This is a genomic window from Pseudonocardia sp. ICBG1293, assembly GCF_020131355.1.
Lineage (GTDB): Bacteria > Actinomycetota > Actinomycetes > Mycobacteriales > Pseudonocardiaceae > Pseudonocardia.
Genome location: NZ_JAHLEL010000047.1, coordinates 141,711 through 164,711, shown reverse-complemented (window position 1 = coordinate 164,711; position 23,001 = coordinate 141,711). Strand labels below are relative to the sequence as shown.

Here is a 23,001-nt window from a genome sequence, read left to right as displayed (position 1 = left end):
CGGGGCCGGGCGGCGGAGCCCACGCCCCGTCTCACCGGGTGACCGAGGTCCGCGACCCCGGCGCCCGGGCGAGCTCCGCACGGGTGGGCAGACCCTCCCAGTCGCCGGGCACCTCGCACACGGCGCCACCGCAGGCGTTGCCCAGGGCGATCTGCTCGGGCAGCGCGGCCCCCTCGATCCGCGCTGCCAACAGACCCGCGGCGAACGCGTCCCCGGCCCCGACCGGGTCGACGACCGTCACCGGGCGGGTCGGGACGTACGACGGTCCGTCCTTCCCGTCGGCGAGGGCACCGAGCGCACCCAGCTTGACCACGACCGTCGCCGGACCGAGGGTGCGGAGCCCGGCTGCGAGCTCCGCACCGCGTTCCACGGTCTCCGCTCCCGCCGCGCGCCCCAGCAGCATCGCGGCCTCGTCCGCCCCGCCGAGCACCACGTCGACGTCGGTCAGCAGGCCTCCGAGCACCTCCCTGGCCTGCTCGTCGGTCCAGAGCGACCGGCGGTGGTTGACATCGAGCACGACCTCGACGCCCGCATCCCGTGCGACGGCGATCGCGCGGGTCAGCACGGCGCGCGGTCCCGGGCCCAGGGCGGCGGTGATGCCCGTCACGAGCAGCGTCGCGGCACCGGCGATACGGCCGGTCACGTGGTCGAGGTCCTCCGGTCGCCATCGGGCCGCGGCACTGGAAGAACGGTAGTAGCGGACCCGGCTCGGGCGACCGCCCCGCACCTCCTTGAGCATCAGGCCGGTGGGCGCGTGCGGGTCGCGGTCGGCCACGACCCGCACCCCCTCGGCACGGATCTCGCGTAGTACGGCCGTGCCGAGGTCGTCGTCCCCGACCCGCCCGATCCACGTCACGTCGCACCCCAGCCGGGCCAGGCCGATCGCCGCGTTCGACTCGGCCCCACCGATACCGATCCGCATCGACGAGCCGGCCGCCATCCGGCCGTCGGGGGTCAGCAGGGCCATCGTCTCGCCGAGGGTGACGACCCCGCCCCGGTCCCCGCCCGGTACGGGCCCCGTCACGCCCTCAGCCCCACTGACGGTCGTAGCTCGACTCGTCGTCCCAGGCGCTCGTCTCCGCGAAGAACGCGGGATCCCGGGGGTCCAACGCCGCGGTGAAGGCCTCCTCGTCGATGTCCCCGAAGCCGAGCCCGGGCGCCTCGGGGACCGCGATGTGCCCGTCCTGGATGATCGGGTCGGGGAGCCCGGTGACGAGCCGGCTCCACGCGGGAACGTCGGCGGCGTGGTGCTCCAGGGCGTAGAAGGTCTCCGACGCCGCGCCGATGGCGACGCACGCCATGGTGGCGATCGGCGTGGCGGCGAGGTGGAGAGCGGTCGGGACACCGTAGGTCTGGGCGAGGTCGGCGATCCGCTTGGTCTCCAGGATGCCGCCGGCGCTGGCCGGGTCGGGATGCGCGACGCGGATGGCCTGGCGGTCGAGCAGGGGTTTGAAGTTCTCCGCGAGGTAGATGTCCTCACCGGTACAGGTCGGGACCGCGATGGCGTCGGTGATCTGGCGCCACTGCTCGGTGAACTGCCAGGGGATGAGGTCCTCGAGCCACTCCAGCCCGAACGGCTCGAGGGCGCGCCCCAGCCGGATAGCCGACTCGACGTCCATGTAGCCGAAGTGGTCGGCCGCGACCGGCATCTCGTAGCCGATCATCTCGCGTACCCGCGCCACATAGTCGACCAGGTGCTCGACCCCCTTCTGCGTGATGTGGACCCCGGTGAAGGGATGCATCGTGTAGGGGCGGATCTTGGGCTTGCGGGTGCGCTCGTGCTCGCTCGCGACGACGGCTCCGGGGACGTCCCACAGCAGCGACAGGCCGACGTCCATCTTGAGCATCCGGAAGCCCCGGTCCATGCGCTCGAGCAGGACCTTGCCCATCTCCTCCGGGTCCGTGCGGGCGGGGGTGTCGGCGTAGACGAGCACCCGGTCGCGGTACTTCCCCCCCGGCCAGCAGGTAGGCGGGGACGTCGTAGGCCTTGCCGGCCAGGTCCATGAGTGCCATCTCGACGCCGGAGACCCCGCCTCCCTGACGGCCGTGCCCGCCGAACTGACGGATCTTGCGGAAGACCTTCTCGACGTTGCACGGGTTCTCGCCGACCAGGCGGGACTTGAGCATGAGCGCGAAGGTCGCGCTCGCCTGGTCCCGTACCTCGCCCCAGCCGGTGATGCCCTGGTTGGTGTCCAGGCGGATGATCGTGTGGCGCATCGGAACGCCGTCCAGCTTGGCGATGCGCATGTCCGTGATGCGCAGGTCGCTGGAACGCGTCCGGGTGTTGATCCGGTCCTCGAGTCCGACCTCGGTCATGGGGGCCCTCCCGTGTGCTCGCCGTGTCGCGGTTGGTGTGGCGGATGCCGGTGCGGTCATCGGTGGTCCAGCCGCCAGGCCTCGAAGTCGGCCTGGATCTCGGCGTCCCAGGTCCCGATGTCGATCTGGGCGCTGGTGTAGACGCGTTCGGCGAGGCGGGACTTGCCGAACGCGTCGCGCAGGCGGGTGTCCTCGCTGTGCCGGGCCACCGGTTCGGCGAGGTGGGGCGGTACGAAGATGACCCCGGTCGGGGTGCCGATGACGATGTCGCCGGGCAGCACCGTGACACCACCGACCCGGACCGGCACGTTCAGCCCGGCCATCGTCACGTCGGCGATGCCGGTCGGGTGCGCCCCCCGGTGGAAGACGTTCGTCGACTCCAGCTCGGCGATGCCCGTCTCGTCGCGGATGCCACCGTCGATCACGGCGCCGCCGCCGCCGGCCCTGCTGGCCAGCGCGGTGGCCAGGTTGTCGCCGATGAACGTGCCCTGTTCGATCTTCCCGAACATGTCCACGACCATGACGTCACCCGGGACCAGGGCCTCGATGGCCCACCAGTTCTGCTTGACCACACCGTCCGCCGCCCAGCCACGGGCGCGTGCGTAGTGCAGGACCACGGCATCGAAGTCGGGCCGGTGCGGTACGTACTGCGCGGTGACGGCGCGCCCGATCAGGTGCTGACCCGGTCGGGTCTGGCACCAGTCGCCGACGAACTGGCGCAGGTAGCCGGCTTGCTTCATCGGCTTCCAGGCCTGCTCGGTCGAGATGCCGCGGAGGCGGTCGATCACGGAGTCGCTGACGAGCGGTCGTCCGTTGCCGTCGCGGTCGCCCGTCCACTCCGGGGTCAGTGCCTCGAGACCGCCGCGGTCCAGCTGGATCTGCATCGTTGTCCTCATCATCTGTCGTGCCGGGTGGAGCCGTGTCATCGGTCCGGGGTGGCTACCGGCCCCGGGGGAGGAGACGGCCGTCCGCTGCGCCTTCCGTGAGCTCGCCGACCCGGGGGTGGCCGGAGGCCGGGTCGTAGATGTGGCAGGCGACCTGTCGGGTCCCGACCGGGACCGGTGTGGGCGCGTGGGTGCGGCAGACGTCGTGGACCTCGACGCACCGTGCCGCGAACACACACCCCGTACCGGTATCCGCCACCGGTGGGGGATCGCCGAGGGTCCGGTCGCGGGCCGCGAGGCGCCGCTCCCGTCGCTCCCGCTGCCCACGCGGATCGGGGACCGGGATCGCGTCGAGCAGGGTGCGTGTGTAGGGGTGACAGGGCCGGTCGACGACCTCGGCGGTGTGGCCGCGCTCCATGACCTCGCCCTTGTAGAGCACCACGATCCGCTGGGAGATGTTGCGCACCACGGCGATGTCGTGGGAGACGAACAGGTAGGCCACGCCGAGCTCGTGCTGCAGGCGACGCAGCAGCGAGAGGATCGAGGCCTGGGTGGAGACGTCCAGCGCGCTGACCGACTCGTCGCACACGATGAGCCGTGCGTCGATCGACAGCGCCCGGGCGATCGCGATGCGCTGTCGCTGTCCGCCGGAGAACGCCCCGGGATAGCGGCCGGCGGCGTCACGGGGGAGTGACACCCGCTCGAGCAGGTCGCCGACGGCCGTCGCCGCCTCGCTGCGCGACACGCGCCGCACCACTCGGAGCGGCTCCTGGAGCAGCTCCCCGACCGTGAGCGACGGGTTGAGCGAACTGAGCGGGTCCTGGAACACCACCTGCAGGTCCCGGGCGAGCCGTGCCCGTCGCCGTCCCCGGAGACCGGCGATCTCCCGCCCGTCGAAGCGGATCGAGCCCGCCGTCGGTGTGGTGAGGCCGAGTACCGCGCGACCGATCGTGGACTTGCCGGAGCCGGACTCACCGACCAGCCCCACGGTCTCGCCCGCCCGGACGTCGAGATGCACCCCGTGCACGGCCCGGAGCGTCCCCCGGCGTGCGACGCGGTACTCGACGGTGAGATCGCGGACGTCCAGCAGGGGCTCGGCGGTCACGACGAGCTCACCTCCATCCGGGTGGGGCCCGGCTCGGTCGGCAACGGCGGCCGGGGTGCCACGCCGCCCCGGTCGGTGAGCAGCTCGTCCGCGCGTACACAGCGGTGCAGGTGCTGTACGCCGGCGGGCCCGAGGGGTATCGGCCCGGCGCGGCACCGGTCGACGGCGAACGTGCAGCGACCGGCGAACCGGCAGTGGCCGGGCCAATGGCCGGGCGGCGGGACGACGCCGGGGATGCCGATGGGGTCGTGGTCGCCGTCCAGCAGCGGCGTCGCGGCCAGCAGCGCCCCGGTGTAGGGGTGGCGCGGCCCGTCGAACAGATCCTCGACGGGGCCCTGTTCGACGATCTCGCCGGCGTACATCACGACGGTGCGGGTGCAGATGTCGGCGACGACCCCGAGATCGTGGGTGATGAACAGCAACGCCATCCCGAGCTCTGTCTGCAGCCGCCGGAGCAGTTCCAGGATCTCGGCCTGAACGGTCACGTCGAGGGCGGTGGTCGGTTCGTCGGCGACGAGCAGCCGCGGTTCGCCCGCCAGCGCGACGGCGATGGACACCCGCTGGGCCATCCCGCCCGAGAGCTGGTGCGGATACGACGTCAGGACCGTCGCGATCCGCGGGATGCCGACCAGCTCGAGCAGCTCGGCAGCGCGGACCCGGGCCCCGGCACGGTCGAAACCGTGCCCGCGCAGGACCTCGCCGAGCAGGCTGCCGACGGTGAACACCGGGTCCAGCGCCACCATCGGTTCCTGCGAGATCAGCGCCACGTCCCGCCCCCGGAGGGCGGTGAACGAGCCGTCGTGGGTGGCGACCCGGCGTCCGTCGATCTCGATCCGCCCGCTGACCACCCCCGGTGCGGGCACCAGACCGAGCATGCTCAGCCCGGTCATGGTCTTGCCACACCCGGACTCGCCCACCAGGCCGACGGCCTCGCCTGCGGCGATGTCCAGATCGAGGCCCGAGACGACGTCGACGAAGCCACCCTCGCGCGGGAAGGACACCCGCAGGTCGCGGACACGCAGCACCCCGCCGCGTCCCGCCTCGTCCGCCGGGTCCTCCGGCACCTCGCGTCGGGCCAGGTCGTGCGCGGCACGCCGGTGCCGCCGGGTGCGCTGCGCGGCGTCACCCCGTCCGTGCCGGGACGCGTACATCTCGTCCCGCAGATGGTCCCCGAGCAGGTTCAGGGCGAGGACCGTCAGCACGATCATCAGTCCGGAGGGGACGAGCAGCCACGGCTGCAGGCTGATCGCACCTGCCGCCTCGGAGATCATGCCGCCCCAGCTCGGGTACGGCGGGGGAGCGCCCAGGCCCAGGAAGCCGAGCCCGGCCTGGACGACGGCGGCCGTGCCCAGCGCGGCCGAGCCCTGGATGACCACGGGGCCGACGGTGTTGGGCAGGATGTGGCGACCGAGGATGCGTGCGTTCGACAGCCCGGACACCCGCGCCGCGTCGACGTAGAGTTCCTCGCGCACCGACCTCGTCAGTGAGCGGACCAGCCGGACGAAGGTGGCCGACATGAGCACACCGAGCACGGTCATCGCGGCCCAGATGTCGTTGCCCAGCACGGTGGCCACGGCCAGCAGCACCAGGATGGTGGGCAGCGTGATGAGGATGTCCTGGAGCCAGCTCACGACGGTGTCGACCGGACCGCCGACGTAGCCGGCCAGCAACCCCAGCGTGGTGCCCAGCGGGACCGCGATGGCGACCGCGAGCGCGGCGCTGAGCAGGGTCTCCCACCCGCCGAACAGCAGCCGGTCCAGCACGTCGCGGCCCAGCTGGTCGGTCCCCAGCGGGTGCTCCGCACTGGGACCCGCGAGGGCGTTGGCCAGATCCTGCTCCAACGGCTCACCGAGTGCGAGGAGCCTCGCCACGCTGCTCGCGACGAAGACGAGCGCGATCCAGGCCAGGCAGGCGAGGATGCCGGGGCGACGCAGCAGCCAGGAGATCCTGGTCCCTCGGCGCGCGGGTGCCCCACCGTCGGGCCGTCCACCGGGGGCCGCAGTGGCGGCGACGTCGCTGCTCATAGCCTCACCTTGGGATTCACCGCGGCGTTGAGGAGGTCCACCGCCAGGTTGATCAGGACGACCGCGGCGGCGGTCAGGACGAGGATCCCGAGCACGACCGGTACGTCCCCGCGAGCCAGAGCGGTCAGGGTGTGCTGCCCCAGGCCCGGTACCGCGAAGACCTGCTCCACGATGATCGAGCCGCCGGACAGGGCGACGAACTGGATGCCGAACGTGGTCAGCACCGGGGTGGCCGCGTTCTTCAGCGCATGCCGGTAGACCACGGACCGTTCGCTCACGCCGGCGGCACGGAGTGTCCGGACGTAGTCCCGATCCAGGTTCTCCACCATCGCCGAGCGCGTCTGCCGGGCGATCACCGAGATGGACACGGTGGCGACCGCCACGACCGGCAGGACCAGATGGCTGAGCCACCGGCCCGGCGAGTCGGCCAGGTCGACGTACCCGGTCGCCGGCAGCCAGCCCAGCGACAGACCGAAGAGCAGGACCAGCAGGAGCGCCAGCCAGAAGTTCGGGACCGCCATGGCCACGACCGTGGCCCCGACCAGACCTCGGTCGACGAACCCGCCACGGGTCGCGGCCACCACCCCGATCGGCACCCCGACGGCCAGCGCCACCACCAGCGACAGCACGATCATGGACAGGGCCACCGGTGCCGTCTGCACGATCCCGGTGAGGACGGACTGGCCGTTGTGCCAGGAGACCCCGAGGTCCCCGCTGAGGACGGCGGCCACCCACTCGCCGTAGCGCTCCGGGAGCGGTCGGTCCAGACCGAGCTCGGTCCGGATCGCCGCGATCGCCTCCGGTGACGCCTCGTCGCCCGCCCGACGCTCCGCGATGTCGTTCGGGAGGGCGTTGAGCAGTACGAACACCAGGGACGCGATACCGAACAGCATGGGGACGGAGTAGAGGAGCCGGCGCACGGCGTACCGGATCATGTGGTCTCCGCGCGGCGCAGACCGTTCAGGAGGTACGGACCCCCGTGACCGGGCAGCACGTGCACGCCCTCGAGCACCTCGGGGTCGTAGTAGGTCATCGAGTCCACGTAGCCGACCTGGATGCTGTAGGCGCCCTCGACCGCGACCCGGGCGATGTCGCGCATCAGCTGGTCCTGCCGCTCGCCCTGGGCGAGGAGCATCGCGTCGTACAGCGTGCGGATCTCCGCGACCTCGTAGCCGCGCTGGTTGGACGCCTTCACCGGGCCCAGGTAGAGAAGGTCGGGGGTGGCGTAGCCGTCGGAGAGCCCACGGGCGGCGGCCGCCGCGGTGTACGCGCCGATGTCGGTGTTCGCCGTCTCCCCGGGTGGGCGTACGACGAGGTTCATGGTGATCCCGACCTGGGACAGGTAACCCGCCACGGCCTCGGCCATCGGCTGGTCCTTGGCCAGGGTGACCGCCTCGAAGGCGAAGCCCCCGCTCTGGCCCGCCTCCGCGAGCAGGCGCCGCGCCTCGTCCGGGTCGTAGGGCCAGTAGTCCAGCAGCGACTCGTCGTAGCCCGGGCCCGTACCCGGGGTGAAGGTCAGGACACTCGGTGTCCCGCGGCCCTGGAACGTGGTGTCGATGATCGCCTGCCGGTCGACCGCCAGCTGCATCGCCCGGCGCACCCGTACGTCGGCCAGCTGCGGGTGGTCGTCGCCCGCGAGGTCGAAGATCTGGATGCCGTTGGCGTTGTGCGGCTGCGAGTGGATCTCCAGGTCGGTGTTCTCGGCGGCAGCCACGTTCGACGCGTCGCCGTAGCCGACGTCGGCCTGACCGGAGACCAGCGCGTTGTACATGGCGTTGGCGTCGGTGTAGACGCGCAGCTCGAGGGTCTCGAACTCGAAGGCTGCGGCGTCCCAGTAGTCCGGGTTCTTGCGGTAGGTGTAGACGCTGTCCGGGGTGGTCCGGCTCTGGTCCAGCGTGTAGGGACCGGCACCTACCGGATTGATCTCCAGGTCGCCGGCCTCGATCGCTAGCGGGCTCGGCACCGATCCCGCGTGTCCGACGAGGGAGTTGAGCAGTGTCGGGTCCGGGGTGTCCAGGTCGAGTCTGACGGTGTACGGGTCCTCGACCACGACCTCGTCGACCGCGTCGAGCCTGCCGTACGGGGCGTTGGGCGCCTCCCTGAAGTAGTCGAAGTAGGTCTTGACCGCCGCTGCGTCGAAGACCTCGCCGTCGGTGAAGGTCATGCCCTCCCGGAGCCGCAGCACCAGGGTGGTGGGGTCGACCCACTCCCAGGACTCGGCCATACCGGGTGCCAGCTCCTGGTCCTCTCCCCGTTCCAGCAGCGAACCGTAGAGCGCGTCGATGTGAGCGCTGCCCTGGGCGCCGGCGATGGCGTAGACCGGGTCGAAGGTCTCGGTGGCGAACGAGTAGCCGATCGAGAGGGTGTCGGTCGGTCCACCGCCGCCACCGCACGCGGCGACCGTGAGGGCCGTCGTCAGGACGATCGCGATCCGGCGGGCACCCGTGCGGCGCCGTGCGGAACGGTCGGGACTGTTCACGATGTGTCTCCGCTTCGTCGCGGGGAATGAGGGAGTTCGCAGCGCGGAACCGGACGGTCCGCGTCGTCAGTAGCCGGCCTCCGGGTCGATGACGCCGGTGAGCCGCTCACCCCGCAGCATGCGGGCGACGTTGTCCCGGAGGCGTTCCGCCAGGAGCGGCCGGATCATGTCCGGGGTGTCGGCGGTGTGCGGGGTGACGAGACAGTCCGAGCGGCCCCACAGCGGGTGGCCGTCGGGCAGCGGTTCGGGATCGGTGACGTCCAGCCCGGCCCCCGCGATCCAGCGGGAGTCGAGTGCCCGGACGAGGGCGGTGGTGTCGACGACCGGGCCCCGCGCGACATTGACCAGCACGGCATGCCGCGGCATCGCGCGCAGGGCCGCCTCGTCGATCAGGTGGCGGGTCCGGGGGGTCAGTGCGCACGCGACGACGACGGCGTCCGCGTCGGGGAGGAGTCGGTGCAGCCGGTCGGTGGGGTGCTCGTGCTCGTGCTCCGGGCTGCGCCGGACGGTCGTGACCCGGGCGCGGAAGGGCTCGACGAGCCGGGCGAACTCCCGGCCGATGCCCCCTGATCCCCCCACCAGGACCACGTGCGCGTCGTACAGGGTCACCGCGGTCGGAGAACCCCAGGAGGTGGCCCGCACCCGCTGCGGGAGTGATCTCAGGAGGGTGAGTGCGTGTTCGGCGACGGGCTCGGAGTAGGCGCCCTTCGCGCTGGTCCAGATGCGGCCGTCCGCGACGACGCCGTCGGCCGTCCACCTGTCGACGCCGGCTCCCGACAGCTGCACCCACTCGATCCCCGGGCAGGATTCCAGCAGACGACGGAGTTCGACGGGGTCCTTGCCGACCCACTGCAGGCCCCGGGCCCGCGCGGGATCGGGTTCGAAACGACCGCCACCGTCCTCGATCGCACGCACCAGCATCTCGTGCACCGTGGGAGCCACTGCCACCGGAACCGGCATCGACGCGCTCTCCTCACCGGGCGCGAAGGAGACACCCGTCGGATGGTCACCCTCATCGGTGACCGAGCACGACCGTACAAAGGTTATCTCACTGAACGCAACAGCTTCTTGCTCAGTGATTCTCCCCGGCCAGGTCCCGGGAGGTCGCCGCAGCGGCCTCGATCACGGCTGCTGCCACGGCGTCGCCCTGGGGCAGCAGCCGGAAGCTGGGTCCCGAGATGCACGCGGCGGCGACGGGTTCCCCGTCGGCGGAGAAGACCGCACTGGCATAGCGGATGACGTCGTCGGCCCGGTCGTAGCCCGCCCAGCCGCGGTCGCGGGCCTCGTCGAGCTCGACGAGGGTGGCGCGCACGTACTCGTCGGAGAGCACCTGTCCCTCGCCCTCCGCGGAGCTGTGCAGGACCGCAACCCGTGTCTCGTGCGGCAGGTGCGCCAGGATCGCCCGTCCCGCCGCCGTCTCGTGCACGGGTCGCTGGCGGCCGGTCAGGTGCGACCGCACCAGCTGGGACGATCCGATGTAGTCGATGAACGTCATGAGGCCGCCGTCGAGGACGGCGAGATGGATCTCCTCGTCGAAGCGTTCGTGCATCACTTCCAGATGCCGGCGGGCGACCACCCGCAGATCCTCGACCTCGGAGTACCCCGCGCCGAGCTCGCTCAGTTTGGCGGTCAGCCGGTAGCGACGGTACCCGTCCTGACGGACGTACCCGGCCTCGCGCAGCTGCGCGAGCAGACGCGAGGCGGTCGACTTGTCCAGTCCGGTCTCGGCGGAGATCGCCGTGACACCGACACCCCTGCGGTTGGCCGACCGGGCCACGGCCTCGAGTACGAGCAGACCGCGCTGCAGGACGGTGGAGGGTGGGTCGGGACGCTCATGCGCTTCCTGGGCTCCCGGCTCCGTCGCTGTGTCCACGTTCGTGCCCACCAGCCCTTCCCACTCCGGCGTCCCGTGACCCGTGCGGGGCTCGCGGACGATCGGACGGGCCTGTCGGTCGCGACCCGCCGCGCGCGTGCATCGTGACACTGATCGTGCCCCGTCATCGCGGCGAGTCGGTGAGGAGCGTGGGCGCGCCGCCTCAGCGGCCCACGACCGGCTGCGCCGCCTCCTTCAGCAGGGGCTTCACCCGCTCGCCGAACTTGGTGACGCCGTCGACGAAGTCGGGCCAGGTGAGCAGGGCGCCGTCGATCCCGGTGGTCGCGGCGATCTCGTCGAGCTGGGCGGCGACCCGCTCGTAGGAGCCCTTCACCACCGGCAGCGACAGGAACGCCATGTTCCCCTCCGACGCCGGGCGTTCCAGCGAGGCCAGCAGCTGGGCGGAGGTGCCGTCCGGGTTGGTGTCCAGCGACGCCCCGGTGGTCATGTAGCTGATCGCCTCGAGGTCGGCGTTCTCGACGATGTGCGCGCACAGCCGGTCGGCCTCGTCGTCGGTCTCCTCGGCGATGATGCAGTACAGCGCGTAGGTGCCGACGTCGCGGCCCCGCTCGTCGCCCAGCCGGCGTACCCCCGCGGCGATGTCGCCGACCTTCGAGCGCTCGGCCATGATGAAGTTGCGGTCGCCGTGCTCGGCGGTGAACGCCTGGCCGGCCGGTGACTGGCCGGCGCAGACGATGGTCGGGGTGTGCAGCGGCTTGAGGCGCATGTCGGCGTCGTCGAAGGAGAAGAACTCGCCGTCGAAGGTCGCGGTGCCCTCGCTCCACAACGCACGCAGTGCCCGGACGTACTCGGCGGCGTAGGCGTAGCGGCGCGCGAAGTACTCGTCGCCGGGCCACAGCCCCATCTGCGTGTACTCGGGCTTGTTCCAGCCGGTCACGATGTTGAGCCCGCAGCGGCCACCGGAGATCTCGTCGATCGTCGCCACCATCCGGGCGGCCATGATCGGGTGGGTGGCCAGGGTGGTCACCGAGGGGTAGAGACCGATCCGCTCGGTCACCGCGGCGAGCCCGCCGAACAGGGTGAACGACTCCAGGCACTCGCCCCAGAAGTCGCTCGGCCCGCCCGACCCGCGGTGCTTCATCATCGAGAGGACGAAGTCGAGCCCCTGGCGCTCCGCCTCCTGGGTGATCGCCACGTTGTGGGCGAAGCTCGGCCGGTACTGCGGGCTGCCGGTGGACAGGATGTAGCCGTTGGTCGCGTTCGGGATGAAGACGCCGTAGTGCACTCAGACCTCCGGGGTGGACAGCTGTGCGACGGTGCTGGGCAGGTCGGCGACGTCGGCGTACTTGGCGTCGAGGTCGGCGAGGTTGTGGGCGTGCACGTCCGGATCGCGGTCGGCGCAGGCGTCGGCGACGACGACCGGTCGGAACCCGGCCGCGAGGGCGTCGGTGGCGGTGGCCCGCACACAGCCCGAGGTCGACACCCCGGCGACGACGACGGTGTCGACCCCGCAGGCCCGCAGCGTCGCCGCGAGCGAGGTGCCGGCGAAGGCCGACGCGTGCTGCTTGACCAGCACCGTCTCGCCCGGCGCCGGGTCGAGGACGAGCCGTCCCCAGCCGCCGGGCGCGCCCTCGGCGAAACAGGACAGGGCGGGGACCTTCGCGGCGAAGAACCCGGCGTCGGCGAGGTCGGCCGCGTAGCGCACGACCGTCCAGACGACGGGATGGCCGCCGGCCCGGGCCGCCGCGACCACGGCGCTGCAGCCGCGCCGGACGCGGTCCGCCGTGGCGGGGTCACCGAGGAAGAAGGGCCCGTCCGGCTCGGTGTAGGCGGCCACCACGTCGACCACGACGACCGCCGGAGCCGTGCCCCAGCCGACCCGCCCGGAGAATGGTGCTCCGTGCGGGTCCGCCCCCGGCGCGGTCACCGGCGGTCCCCGGTCATGACGGCGCGGGCGTTCGCCAGGTGGCTGACCATCACGGCGGAGGCCCAGTGACCGTCCCCGGCGCGCAACGCGGCGACGATCTCCACGTGGTGGGCGAGGCTGCGGGCCAGCGACGCCGCGTCGTAGGTGTGGAAGGTGCGCAGCACGACCGGTGCGTGCACCACACCGGCCAGTGCGGAGGCGAGCGCGGGGGTGTCGGCGATCTCGACCAGGCGGGCGTGGAAGCGGCGGTTCAGCGCGACCAGGGCGTCGAGGTCCTGGCCGGGACCCGGGCCACCGACGGCCGCCATGCGGGTGGCGAGGTCGTCGAGCTCGTCGAGGTCCGCGGCGCTCGCCCGGGCGGCGGCCAGCGCGACCGCCCGCGGTTCGAGCGCGGTGCGGACGGCGAAGGCGTCGTCGAGGTCGGCCTCGGAGAACCGGGCGACCCGGGCCCCACGGTGCGGGTGCAGCTCGACCAGTCCCTCGGCGGCGAGCCGGGTCAGCGCCTCGCGGACCGGGGTGCGGGACACCCCGAGGCGCTCGGCGAGCTCGACCTCGCCGAGGTGGGTGCCCCCGGCGAGCGCGCCGGTGAGGATCTGTTCGCGCAGCGCGGCCTGGGCGCGCTCGGAGGCGCGGCGGGGAGCCGTGTCGGCCATCGTCACCTCCGGCAGCAGCGGGACACTGTGTATGCAAACTACGAGTGCGCCGGGTCACGCACAAGCCTTCGACCTGTTGTTACGTGGCGATGACAGGCAGACTCGGAGATGGATGTACACAACGGCCGGGTGCGCCCGGCCGGTTTCGACGAAGGGACCTCGCCGTGGCGGACCTGCTCAGCCGACCCGGGAACCGGCGTGCGCGGCTGCGTGCTCTGCTCGACGGCGGCACTCCGGTGCTCGCCCCCGGCGCCTACGACGCGCTGTCCGCGCGCCTGGTCGAACAGGCCGGGTTCGACGTGGTCTACATGACCGGGTTCGGCACGACGGCCGGGCTGCTCGGCCGGCCCGACGTCGGTCTCCTCGGGGGGGGTGTCTCTATGGGTTCGTCAAGCGGCGGCGAGTTCTGGATCGGGGTTGTTGACCGTGGGCGGGTTGTAGGGGCGGCGGTCGCGGAGCATGGCGTAGATGACGTCGGTGCGGCGTCGGGCGAGGCAGATCAGGGCGGCGTTGTGTCGTTTGCCGGCGGCTCGTTTGCGGTCGTAGTAGGCGCGGCTGGCGGGGTCGGCCAGGGCGGCGAATGCGGACAGGAACAGCGCGGATTTCAGGGCGTGGTTGCCGCGCTGGGATCGGGTTTCGCCTTTGATCGAGGTGCCGGAGCGGCGGGTGACTGGGGCGAGGCCGGCGTAAGCGGCGAGGTGCCCGGCGGTGGGGAACCCGGAGCCGTCGCCGACGATGGTGAGGATCTTGATGGCGGTCCTGACCCCGAGTCCGGGCATCGAGGTCAGGACCGGTCCAAGAGGGTGGGCCTCCAGGCGGGCTTCGAGCTCGTCGGCGAGCTGGTCGCGTTCGGTGTGGACCTGGCGCAGCTGCCCGGCGACGCCGGTGATGACACGGGCGAACGCGGCCGTGCCGGGAACGGTCAGGCTCTGGGCGTCGAGCGAGGTCAGGATCTGGGCGGGAAGGGTGCGGGCCAGTCGAGGCGACCGGGCCCGCATCGTCTCGGCGATCCCGTCAGCGCCGAGCTCTCGCAGGGCTTGCGGGGTGGGCGCGGCCGCGAGCAGGTCGAGCACGCCACCGCGGTCCAGGCGTGGCCCGAGCAGGCGTTCCAGGGCGGGATGAACATGCAGCAGGGCGTCGCGCAGCCGGTTCGTCAGCCGGGTGCTCTGCCCAGCCAGGTCATCGTCGTAACCGGCGAGCACAGTGAGTTCGGCGAGGGTCTCGTCGTCGGTGCCGACCCGGCGCAGGGTGTGCGGCATCGTCCGGGCGGCCTCGGCGATCACGTGGGCGTCGCGGGCGTCGGTCTTGGCCTGCCCGGGATGCAGGTCGGCGATGCGGCGCATCGCCAGCCCGGGCAGGTAGGCCACCGTGATCCCCAGATCACGAGCGACGGCGATGGCCAGCGCTCCGATCGAGGCGGGCTGGTCGATGACCATCAGCACCGCGCCGTGCTCGGCCAGCCCGGACAGCACGGTGCGCAGCGCCGATTCGTCGTTGGGCAGGGCCTTGTCGTGCACCCGCTTCCCGTTGGTGTCGACCGCGCAGGCGTGGTGTTCGGACTTGCCCACGTCCGGGCCGCAGAACACCGCGAACCCGGTCGGGTGCTGGTCAGGATCGGGCAACCGCCGCTCCCTTCTCGTCGCGGCAGGCCGACCACGAGCACCCGCGCCGGCAGCCACGTTACGAGCAGACCACACGGGTCAGGTCTCTATCAGCGGTCGTTGGCGCCCTCCGGCCACGGCGACAACACCCCCCAGATCATCGGGCGACAGGGGCAGTCAGTCATACCGCGGCCGGCGGCCTGCAAGCCCTCAGCGGGCTTGATCAAGAAGGTAACGGGGCGGAGATGGCCGCACACGCCGGCAGGCTCGCCGACGCGGTCGACCTGCCGCTCATCGCCGACGCCGACACCGGCTACGGCAACCCGCTCAACGTCATCCGGACCGTCCGCGACTACGAGCGGGCCGGTGTCGCCGCCCTGCACCTGGAGGACCAGGTCATGCCCAAGCGGTGCGGGCACCTCGCGGGCAAGCAGGTCGTCCCCGCCGCGGAGATGGCCGCGAAGGTGCGGGCCGCGGTCGACGCCCGCACCGACCCGGACCTGCTGGTGATCGCGCGCACCGACGCCGCCGCCGTCGACGGGCTGGACTCCGCGATCGACCGCGCCCGGCGCTTCGCCGACGCCGGCGCCGACCTGCTGTTCGTGGAGGCGCCGACCTCCGAGCGCGACATCGAGACCGTCGCGACCTCGCTGGCGGGGCACCGGCTGGTCTTCAACTGGGCCGAGGGTGGGCGCACCCCGCCGCTGTCGCGCGACCGGCTCGCCGAGCTCGGCTTCGCGCTGGTGCTGTTCCCGGTGGGGACCCTGCTCGCGGCGACGGCCGGGATGCGGGAACTGCTGGCGCGGCTGCGCGCCGAGGGCACCCCCGCGTCGCTGCTCGACCGGCTGGGTGGTCTCGACGCGTTCGCCGAGCTGGCCGGGATCGAGGAGGTCCGGGAGCTGGAGCAGCGCTACCGCGCCGACGGGTAGCGACCGGATCCCCTCCGCGGGCCGCGGGCACTCCCTGTACGGAGGTGGAGGTCGCTACACGGTCACGAGTGGCGGGTCGATATGTCGTGCACCACACTCGGCGGTGGATGACCTTGCCGGCCCGCGGACGTCGACCGGAACGGGGCGGGCGGGCAGGGTCCCGGAATCGCCCCAGGCGGTGGATCGTGCAGCAGAACACTCCCCGGCTCCGCATCTGCGAACGGTGCTGGTCGTCGGTCGCGGACGGCTCGGTCTGCCGGATCTTCCGGCACTCCGACCCCGCGGCCCCGCTGGAGAGGCCCACCTTCTCCTACCGGCACCTCGACGGAGACCCGGCGTGCAGCGGTGCCCAGCTCTCCGAGCCGGAGCCGGGGTGGGCCGCGTGAGCGCGCCGCCCGCCCCGGGCCGCGCGTGGCGCCCGATCCGCACGCCGGTGCCGCCCCGCGGACCCGTGCCGCCGGTGCCGCCCGTGCCGGTGTCCTCGACGGACCCGGAGCGGCTGCGGGAGAACCTCGCGCCGGTGCTGGCCGGCCTGCGGTGGCCCGCCCACCGCTGGCAGGTGCTGGCCGAGGCCGAGGCGTGGGGGGTGAGCGGGGTGGTCCGCCAGGAGCTCCTGCCGCTCCCCGACGGCCGGTATCCCTCGTTCGAGGCCGTCGTCGAGGTGCTCCTGGCCGCGAGTCGTGGCCGGCTGCGCCCGGCCCCGCCCCGGCCGGCCCTCGGCGCCGGTCGGCCGCATCCCGCCGAGCGGGCCGGTGTGCCACCACGCCTGCCCCGTGCCGTCGGCGGGCCCGCGACGGGACCGGGGCACCGCCCGGCCTGATCGTCGTCGGGGCCGTGTCGGCCGGGGTCGGCGGTCCCGAATCCGCCGGCCCCGGCCGGGGCGGCCACCCGTCCGCTCCCCAGCGACGGGCGGTGGGTCCTCGGGGTGCGCGGCCCGCGGTGGGCGGACGGGCACCGGCGGGGAGGCCGGTGGCTCGCGCCGGTGATGTATATCACGTCAGGGGGGCGGGTCGGTCCGATTCACCCGAGACGGGTGACCGTATCGATCCAGCCGATCACCCGATCGATCCAGCCGTCCGTCCGGGTGTAGCCCGCCCGACACCGGGAAGCTCCCGGGTGCCGGACCCGTGTGGGCCCGGTGGCGGGCGAGGAGGCGGACGTGACGGCGCAGACGGCGATCGGGCTGGCGGTCGAGACGGCGGGCCCGGGGGTGCGGCTGATCCGGGTGTCCGGGCGGCTGGACCGTGCCGGTGTCGAGGCACTGGCCCGGATCCTCGACGCCCAGGCCCGGTGCGGGCGCATCCCGGGGCACGTCGTGGTGGACCTCGCCGGGGTCAACGCGTTCGACGGTCCCGCCACCGAGAACCTGGGGTCGGTGGTGGCCCGCTCGCGCGCCGACGGCGTGCGGCTGCACCTGGCCGGCTGCGGCGGCCGGGCGGAGCTGCTGCCGCTGCGCGCCCGGGAGGTGCTGCAGCGCTGCAGCGCCTTCCCCTCCGCCGAGGTCGCCGTCCGGACGCTGACCGCGGCACGACCCGGCGCCGGGACGGTGCCCGGGCCCCGCCGCACCGGCGACGGCCGCGTCGCCGACCGGCCGGCCCGGTGACGGTCAGCCCGCCGCGTCGAGAGCGCGCCGTACCGTGGCCGCGCCGTCGTCGTCGAGCTCGCCCCAGCACCGCAGGCGGGACAGCCCGCCGTCGGGGAACACGTCCAGGCGCAGGTGGGTGGCCGGTGCGGCACCGGGGAGCAGGAACCGGTGCCGGGTGTCGGGCTGCACCCGCTCGCGTTCCCGCAGCACCGTCCACGACCCGCCGCTCCGCTCGTCCCGGGTGCTGATCGACACCCAGCCGGGGGCGTTCCCGACGAACCAGGTGGTGTCGACCTCCACGTGCCGCGGCACGCCGCCCGCGGCGAGCGCGAACTCGACCCAGTCGTTGCCGCCGTCGCGGCGCCGCGCGTTCTCCCAGCCCTCGCCCATGTGCCGGGCCTTCCCGGGCAGCACCAGGTTGCCGGGGGAGGAGTAGAACTCGTCCGAGCAGCCGGTGACGTACCCGCCGTTCTCGGCGGCCAGCAGGTCGACCGTGCCCTCGAGGAATCGCGGGTCGGGCAGCACCCGGCCGAGCACCCGGAACCGGGCGATCCCGCCGTCGGGGTGCATGACCAGCCGGACGTGGCTGACCCGGCGCCCCGAGGCGACCGGGTAGACGTTCGCGGTGTCCCCGGCGCAGGCCGAGCGCCCCACGAGCTCGAACCAGTCGGCCTTCAGCAGGTCCTCGGGCGACGGGTAGCCCTCGACGTCGGCCGCCTCGACCGCGATCTCCGGCGGGTAGTTGCCCCGGAAGAAGGCGGTGTCGACGACGACGTGGTCGACGGTGCCGGGCGCCCCGAGCCGGACCAGTGCCCAGTCGTGGCCGGGCTCGCGGCGCCGGCGGGTCTCCCAGCCGTCGTAGACCTTGCCCTTGAGACCGAACTCGTCGGGGTCGAACCGCGGCGGCGCGGCGGTGATCAGGTTCTCGCGCTGGGCGAAGAACTCGTCGTTGGCGGCGACGACGGAGCCGCCGAGCGCGCGGGAGGCCAGGTCGATGAGCGAGGGGTCGGTCACGGGCTGCTCCTGATCGTGCGACGGGTGGGGAACGGGTGGTCGGTGGCGACCCGGGCGCCGACCCGGCGCAGCAGCGCCACGGCGTCGGTGATCGCCGCGCGCTGGTCGCGGGCCAGGTCGGTCAGAGCGTAGGTGGCGGTGAACCCGGCGGAGCGGGCCGCGTCCGGGTCGAGCACCACCTGCCCGGCGACGGCCACGACCGGCACCCCGGCCGCGCCGGCGGCCGCGGCGACCCCGGCCGGGGCCTTGCCGTGCAGGGTCTGGGCGTCGAGCCTGCCCTCGCCGGTGACGACCAGCGTCGCCCCGGCCAGCGCGTCGTGGAAGCCGGTGAGCTCCAGGACGGTGCCGACGCCCGGCGCGGTGCGTGCTCCGCAGGCGGCGGTCAGGGCGAGCCCGGCACCGCCCGCGGCACCCGCGCCGGCCGCCGCGGCGAGCCGGTCCGGGTCGGTCCCGGTGGCGGCGGCGAGCACCCGCACCCAGCGGGCGAGTGCGGTGTCCAGGGCTCTCACCAGGGCGGGGTCGGCGCCCTTCTGCGGTCCGTAGACCGCGGCGGCCCCGTGCGGGCCGAGCAGCGGGTTGTCGACGTCGGCGGCGACCCGCACCCGCACCGCGGGGTCGGTCAGCCGCGGGTGCAGCCCGGACAGGTCCAGCCGGTCGGCGCGGGCCAGGGCGAGGCCACCGCGGCCCACCTCGGCACCGGCCGCGTCCAGGACGCGGGCGCCGAGGCCGCGCAGCAGCCCGGCACCGCCGTCGGTGGTCGCGCTACCGCCCAGCCCGACGACGACGTCGGTGCAGCCGGCGTCGAGCGCCGCGGCCAGCACGGTGCCCAGCCCCTCGGTGCCCGCACCACCGGGGTCGCGCACCCCACCGGGCTGCGCGGCCGGACCGGACGTCGACGCCAGCTCGACCAGCGCACGCGTGCCGGTCCGGGCCCAGACGGCCGTGAGCGGGGTCCCGGTGGGGCCGGTCGCGGTGGTCCTGACCGGCTCCCAGCCCGCGGCGAGTGCCGCGGCGACGGTGCCCTCACCGCCGTCGGCGACCGGACAGCACCGGACCGCGCGGCCCGGTTCGGCGTCGGCGATGCCGGCGGCCAGTGCCGCGGCGACGGCGGCCGCGTCCACCGAGCCCTTGAACTTGTCCGGGGCCAGCAGGACCGTGCCCCGGTCGGGTCGGCTCACGGCAGGTGGGCGAGCGCGGTCGGGGCGTCGGCGGGGGTCTGCGCGAGGTCCTCGAACTCGGTGACGGCGTCGATCTCGGTGCCCATCGCGATGTTGGTGACCCGCTCCAGCACGACCTCGACGACGATCGGCACCTTGTGCTCGCGGGCCAGCTGCGACGCCCGGCGCAGGGTGGTCGCGAGCTCGTCCGGGTCGGTGACCCGCAGCCCCACGCACCCGAGCCCCTCCGCGACCCGGACGTGGTCGACGCCGTAGCCCTTCGGCAGACCGGTCGTCTCCTCGTCGGCGTGCATGTTGTCGAAGGCCAGCGACACCTCGTAGTCCATGTCGAACGCGCGCTGCGCCTGCCGGATCAGCCCGAGGTAGGAGTTGTTGACGACCACGTGCACGTAGCCGAGCCCGAACTGGGCGCCGACCGCGAGCTCCTCGAGCATGAACTGGAAGTCGTAGTCCCCCGACAGGGCCACGACCGGCGTCGACGGCTCGGCGACGACGGCACCCAGCGCGGCCGGGATGGTCCAGCCCAGCGGCCCGGCCTGGCCGCAGTTCACCCAGTGCCGGGGCCGGTAGACGTGCAGGAACTGGCCGGCGGCGATCTGGGACAGCCCGATCGTGGTCACGTAGCGGGTCTCCGGGCCGAACACCCGGTTCATCTCCTGGTAGACCCGCTGCGGCTTGATCGGGACATGGGGGAAGTCGGTGCGGCGCAGCAGCGTCGCCCTGCGCTCCCGGCAGGACCGCGCCCACGCCGAGCGGTCCGGCAGGTCACCGGCGTCACGACGGCGGCGGGCCTGCACCAGCAGCGCCCGCAGCGCGGCGCCGGCGTCGGAGACCACGCCGTAGTCGGGGGCGAAGACCCGCCCGATCTGGGTCGGCTCGATGTCGACGTGGACGAAGCGGCGCCCGCGCCGGTAGGTGTCGAGCCCGCCGGTGTGCCGGTTGGCCCACCGGTTCCCGATCCCGAGCACGGTGTCGGACTCCAGGAAGGTGGCGTTGCCGTACCGGTGCGCGGTCTGCAGCCCGACCATCCCGGCGGCGAGCGGGTGGTCGTCGGGGATCGTGCCCCAGCCCATCAGGGTCGGGACCACCGGGATACCGAGGATCTCGGCCAGCTCGACGAGCTCGGCCGCGGCGTCGGCGTTGACGATCCCGCCGCCGGCGACGATGAGCGGTCGCTCGGCCTCGGCGAGCAGGTCGAGCACCCGGGTGGCCTGCGGCGCGGTCATGGCGGGCCGGTGCACCGGCAGCGGGGCGTAGGTGTCCGGGTCGAAGTCGATGACGGTCTGCTGCACGTCGACCGGCAGGTCGAGCAGCACCGGGCCGGGCCGGCCGGACCGCATCAGGTGGAACGCCTGGGCGAAGGCACCCGGGACCTGCGCGGCCTCGCGCACCGTCATCGCCATCTTGGTGACCGGCGCGGCGATCGCCGCGATGTCGACGGCCTGGAAGTCCTCCTTGTGCAGCCGCGCGACCGGGGCCTGCCCGGTGATCGCCAGGATCGGGATCGAGTCCGCCGACGCCGAGTACAGGCCGGTGACCATGTCGGTGCCCGCGGGACCGGACGTGCCGATGCAGACGCCGATGTTGCCGGGCCCGGAGCGGGTGAAGCCCTCGGCCATGTGCGAGGCACCCTCGACGTGGCGGGCCAGGACGTGGCCGACCGTGCCGCGGGCGCGCAGCGCGGCGTAGAACGGGTTGATCGCCGCGCCGGGGACGCCGAAGGCCTGGGTGGCACCCTCGGCCTCGAGGATGCGGACGGCGGCCTCGGCCGCGGTCATGCGGGTCATGACGGGTCCCCGTTCAGCCGGCGGACGGTGCGGTGCAGGGCGGAGTGGTCGAGGCCGCCGTCGCCTGCGGCGCGGGTCGCGGCGACGAGCTGGGCCACGAGCGCGGCGACCGGGGCGACCACCCCGGCCTCACGGGCGGAGTCGGCGACGATGCCCATGTCCTTGTGGTGCAGGTCGATCCGGAACCCGGGGGAGTGGTCCCCGGACAGCATCCTCGGCGCCTTCTGGTCGAGGACCTTCGAGCCCGCGAGCCCGCCGCCGAGCACCTCCACGGCGGCGTCGAGGTCGGCGCCGTGTGCCCGCAGGAACTCGACCGCCTCGGCGAGCAGGGCGATGTTCCCGGCGACGATCAGCTGGTTCGCGGCCTTCACCGTCTGCCCGGCCCCGGACGGGCCGACGTGCACGACCGTGGCGCCGACGACCTCGAGCAGCGGGCGGGCGGCGGCCACGGCGTCGGCCTCACCACCGACCATGATCGACAGGGTGGCGTTCTCCGCACCGGCCTGACCACCGGAGACCGGTGCGTCGAGCATCCGCAGGCCGCGCTCGGTGGCGCGGGCGGCGAGGTCGCGGGCCACGTCGGGCCGGATCGTGGAGAAGTCGACCACCAGGGTGCCGGGCTGCGCGGTGTCGAACACGCCCCCCTCACGGGTGCAGACGTCGACGACGTCGGGCGAGTCCGGCAGCATCAGCGCGACCACGTCGGCCTTCGCGACCGCCTCGGCGACGGTCGACGCCGCGCGGCCGCCGTCCGCGGCGAGGGCCTGCGCCTTGGCCGGGCTGCGGTTGTGGCCGACGACATCGTGCCCGGCGTCCACCAGGTGGCGGGCCATCGGGCCGCCCATGATGCCGAGGCCGACGAACGCGACGGTGGGGGTGTCGGTGCCGCTCATGCGGACGCTCCTTCCCGGCTCAGCCAGCCGAAGGGGTCGGCGGTGACGGGCTTGTACTCGAGGCTGACCGGACCGTCGTAGCCGGCAGCGACGACCCGGGCGAGCAGGTCGGTGATCGGCAGGTCCCCGGTGCCGGGCTCGCCGCGCCCGGGGGCGTCGGCGATCTGGACGTGCCCGATCCGGTCGGCGTGGCGGTCGATCGCGGCGGCGGGGTCGTCGCCGTTCACGGCGAGGTGGTAGACGTCGAGGAGCAGCCGCAGGTGCGGCGACCCGACCCGGTCGAGCACGGCGACGGCGTCGTCGGCGGTCCGCAGCGGGTAGGCGTCGACCCCGCTGACCGGCTCGAGCAGCGCGACGGCGCCGATCCGGGCGGCGGCCTCGGCGGCCAGCGTCAGGTTGCGGGTCGCGGTCTCGTCCTGGACCCGCGGGTCCAGGTCGTCGCGGCGGTTGCCGTAGAGGGCGTTGAACCCGAGCGTGCCGAGCCGTTCGCCGATCCCGACGGCGACGGCGACGTTGTCGGCGAACTCGCCCGAGCGGGCGGGGTCGGAGAGGATGCCGCGCTCCCCGGCGGGCATGTCGCCCGCGGCGAAGTTGAGCCCGGTCAGCGTGACCCCGGCGTCGGCGACGGCACGGACGAAGGCGTCGACCTCGCGGTCGCCGGGCACGGAGCCGGTGAACGGCCACCAGAACTCGACGGCGTCGAACCCGGCGGCCGCGGCGGCCGCGGGTCGCGCCAGCAGCGGCAGGTCACCGAGGACGATCGAGCAGTTGACGGTGTAGCGCACTTCAGGG

Annotated in this window: 22 protein-coding genes and 1 pseudogene; 4 read left to right on the top strand and 19 right to left on the bottom strand. The window is 73.5% G+C overall.

What is annotated here, in order from left to right; translation table 11 throughout:
- Window positions 1–31 precede the first annotated feature (31 nt).
- The 14 genes and pseudogenes from KPF47_RS24060 to KPF47_RS23995 form a co-directional block, all read right to left on the bottom strand.
- Complete coding sequence (locus tag KPF47_RS24060; RefSeq protein WP_224391073.1) at window positions 32–1,024, bottom strand: sugar kinase; 993 nt, start codon at window positions 1,022–1,024, stop codon at window positions 32–34.
- A gap of 4 nt (window positions 1,025–1,028) precedes the next feature.
- Window positions 1,029–1,934 (bottom strand): mandelate racemase/muconate lactonizing enzyme family protein, encoded by a 906-nt coding sequence (locus tag KPF47_RS24055; protein ID WP_224391072.1) that lies wholly within the window; start codon window positions 1,932–1,934, stop codon window positions 1,029–1,031.
- Between the two features lie 85 nt (window positions 1,935–2,019).
- A pseudogene (locus KPF47_RS41070) lies at window positions 2,020–2,217 on the bottom strand (mandelate racemase/muconate lactonizing enzyme family protein); the annotation flags it as partial.
- A gap of 155 nt (window positions 2,218–2,372) precedes the next feature.
- A complete protein-coding gene (locus KPF47_RS24045) occupies window positions 2,373–3,200 on the bottom strand; it encodes an RraA family protein (protein WP_224391071.1) in 828 nt (275 codons plus the stop codon).
- Window positions 3,201–3,255: 55 nt separating this feature from the next.
- Entirely contained in the window at window positions 3,256–4,305 is a 1,050-nt protein-coding gene (locus tag KPF47_RS24040) for an oligopeptide/dipeptide ABC transporter ATP-binding protein (protein WP_224391070.1), read from the bottom strand.
- Window positions 4,302–6,329, bottom strand: a complete 2,028-nt coding sequence (locus KPF47_RS24035; RefSeq protein ID WP_224391069.1) for a dipeptide/oligopeptide/nickel ABC transporter permease/ATP-binding protein — start codon at window positions 6,327–6,329, stop codon at window positions 4,302–4,304. The genes KPF47_RS24040 and KPF47_RS24035 overlap by 4 nt, the downstream gene beginning before the upstream one ends.
- Window positions 6,326–7,264, bottom strand: coding sequence for an ABC transporter permease (locus KPF47_RS24030; RefSeq protein ID WP_224391068.1), 939 nt, complete (start codon window positions 7,262–7,264; stop codon window positions 6,326–6,328). Before KPF47_RS24030 ends, KPF47_RS24035 begins: the two co-directional genes overlap by 4 nt.
- Window positions 7,261–8,808, bottom strand: a complete 1,548-nt coding sequence (locus KPF47_RS24025; RefSeq protein ID WP_224391067.1) for an ABC transporter substrate-binding protein — start codon at window positions 8,806–8,808, stop codon at window positions 7,261–7,263. The genes KPF47_RS24030 and KPF47_RS24025 overlap by 4 nt, the downstream gene beginning before the upstream one ends.
- A 66-nt stretch (window positions 8,809–8,874) precedes the next feature.
- Complete coding sequence (locus tag KPF47_RS24020; RefSeq protein WP_224391066.1) at window positions 8,875–9,729, bottom strand: D-isomer specific 2-hydroxyacid dehydrogenase family protein; 855 nt, start codon at window positions 9,727–9,729, stop codon at window positions 8,875–8,877.
- A 151-nt stretch (window positions 9,730–9,880) separates the two neighbouring features.
- A complete protein-coding gene (locus tag KPF47_RS24015; protein ID WP_224391065.1) occupies window positions 9,881–10,681 on the bottom strand; it encodes an IclR family transcriptional regulator in 801 nt (266 codons plus the stop codon).
- Window positions 10,682–10,844: 163 nt separating this feature from the next.
- Window positions 10,845–11,927, bottom strand: a complete 1,083-nt coding sequence (locus KPF47_RS24010; protein WP_224391064.1) for an LLM class flavin-dependent oxidoreductase — start codon at window positions 11,925–11,927, stop codon at window positions 10,845–10,847.
- Window positions 11,928–12,569, bottom strand: a complete 642-nt coding sequence (locus KPF47_RS24005) for an isochorismatase family protein (RefSeq protein ID WP_224391063.1) — start codon at window positions 12,567–12,569, stop codon at window positions 11,928–11,930.
- Entirely contained in the window at window positions 12,566–13,222 is a 657-nt protein-coding gene (locus tag KPF47_RS24000) for a GntR family transcriptional regulator (RefSeq protein ID WP_224391062.1), read from the bottom strand. Before KPF47_RS24000 ends, KPF47_RS24005 begins: the two co-directional genes overlap by 4 nt.
- A 389-nt stretch (window positions 13,223–13,611) precedes the next feature.
- Entirely contained in the window at window positions 13,612–14,844 is a 1,233-nt protein-coding gene (locus tag KPF47_RS23995; protein WP_224389991.1) for an IS110 family transposase, read from the bottom strand.
- Window positions 14,845–15,068: 224 nt separating this feature from the next.
- On the opposite strand from KPF47_RS23995, the gene KPF47_RS23990 reads away from it, so the two are divergent.
- From KPF47_RS23990 to KPF47_RS23975, 4 genes are all read left to right on the top strand, one after another.
- Window positions 15,069–15,752, top strand: coding sequence for an oxaloacetate decarboxylase (locus KPF47_RS23990; protein WP_224391061.1), 684 nt, complete (start codon window positions 15,069–15,071; stop codon window positions 15,750–15,752).
- Between the two features lie 185 nt (window positions 15,753–15,937).
- Window positions 15,938–16,138 (top strand): hypothetical protein, encoded by a 201-nt coding sequence (locus KPF47_RS23985; protein WP_224391060.1) that lies wholly within the window; start codon window positions 15,938–15,940, stop codon window positions 16,136–16,138.
- Complete coding sequence (locus tag KPF47_RS23980; RefSeq protein WP_224391059.1) at window positions 16,135–16,572, top strand: hypothetical protein; 438 nt, start codon at window positions 16,135–16,137, stop codon at window positions 16,570–16,572. The genes KPF47_RS23985 and KPF47_RS23980 overlap by 4 nt, the downstream gene beginning before the upstream one ends.
- Before the next feature lie 339 nt (window positions 16,573–16,911).
- A complete protein-coding gene (locus KPF47_RS23975; protein ID WP_224391058.1) occupies window positions 16,912–17,355 on the top strand; it encodes a sodium-independent anion transporter in 444 nt (147 codons plus the stop codon).
- A 3-nt stretch (window positions 17,356–17,358) separates the two neighbouring features.
- Here the strand turns inward: KPF47_RS23975 and alc are convergent, their stop codons facing one another.
- The 5 genes from alc to KPF47_RS23950 are packed head-to-tail and all read right to left on the bottom strand — an operon-like array spanning window position 17,359 to window position 22,994.
- The gene (gene alc / locus KPF47_RS23970; protein ID WP_224391057.1) at window positions 17,359–18,351 is read right to left on the bottom strand and encodes an allantoicase; all 993 of its coding nucleotides are present in this window, start codon (window positions 18,349–18,351) and stop codon (window positions 17,359–17,361) included.
- Window positions 18,348–19,529 (bottom strand): glycerate kinase, encoded by a 1,182-nt coding sequence (locus KPF47_RS23965; RefSeq protein ID WP_224391056.1) that lies wholly within the window; start codon window positions 19,527–19,529, stop codon window positions 18,348–18,350. The genes alc and KPF47_RS23965 overlap by 4 nt, the downstream gene beginning before the upstream one ends.
- A complete protein-coding gene (gene gcl, locus KPF47_RS23960; protein ID WP_224391055.1) occupies window positions 19,526–21,316 on the bottom strand; it encodes a glyoxylate carboligase in 1,791 nt (596 codons plus the stop codon). Before gcl ends, KPF47_RS23965 begins: the two co-directional genes overlap by 4 nt.
- Window positions 21,313–22,209 carry an NAD(P)-dependent oxidoreductase gene (locus tag KPF47_RS23955; RefSeq protein ID WP_224391054.1) on the bottom strand — a complete coding sequence of 299 codons (897 nt, stop codon included), beginning with the start codon at window positions 22,207–22,209 and terminating at the stop codon, window positions 21,313–21,315. The genes gcl and KPF47_RS23955 overlap by 4 nt, the downstream gene beginning before the upstream one ends.
- Window positions 22,206–22,994: a hydroxypyruvate isomerase family protein gene (locus KPF47_RS23950; RefSeq protein WP_224391053.1), complete on the bottom strand. Its 789-nt coding sequence runs from the start codon at window positions 22,992–22,994 to the stop codon at window positions 22,206–22,208. Before KPF47_RS23950 ends, KPF47_RS23955 begins: the two co-directional genes overlap by 4 nt.
- Window positions 22,995–23,001: the final 7 nt, after the last annotated feature.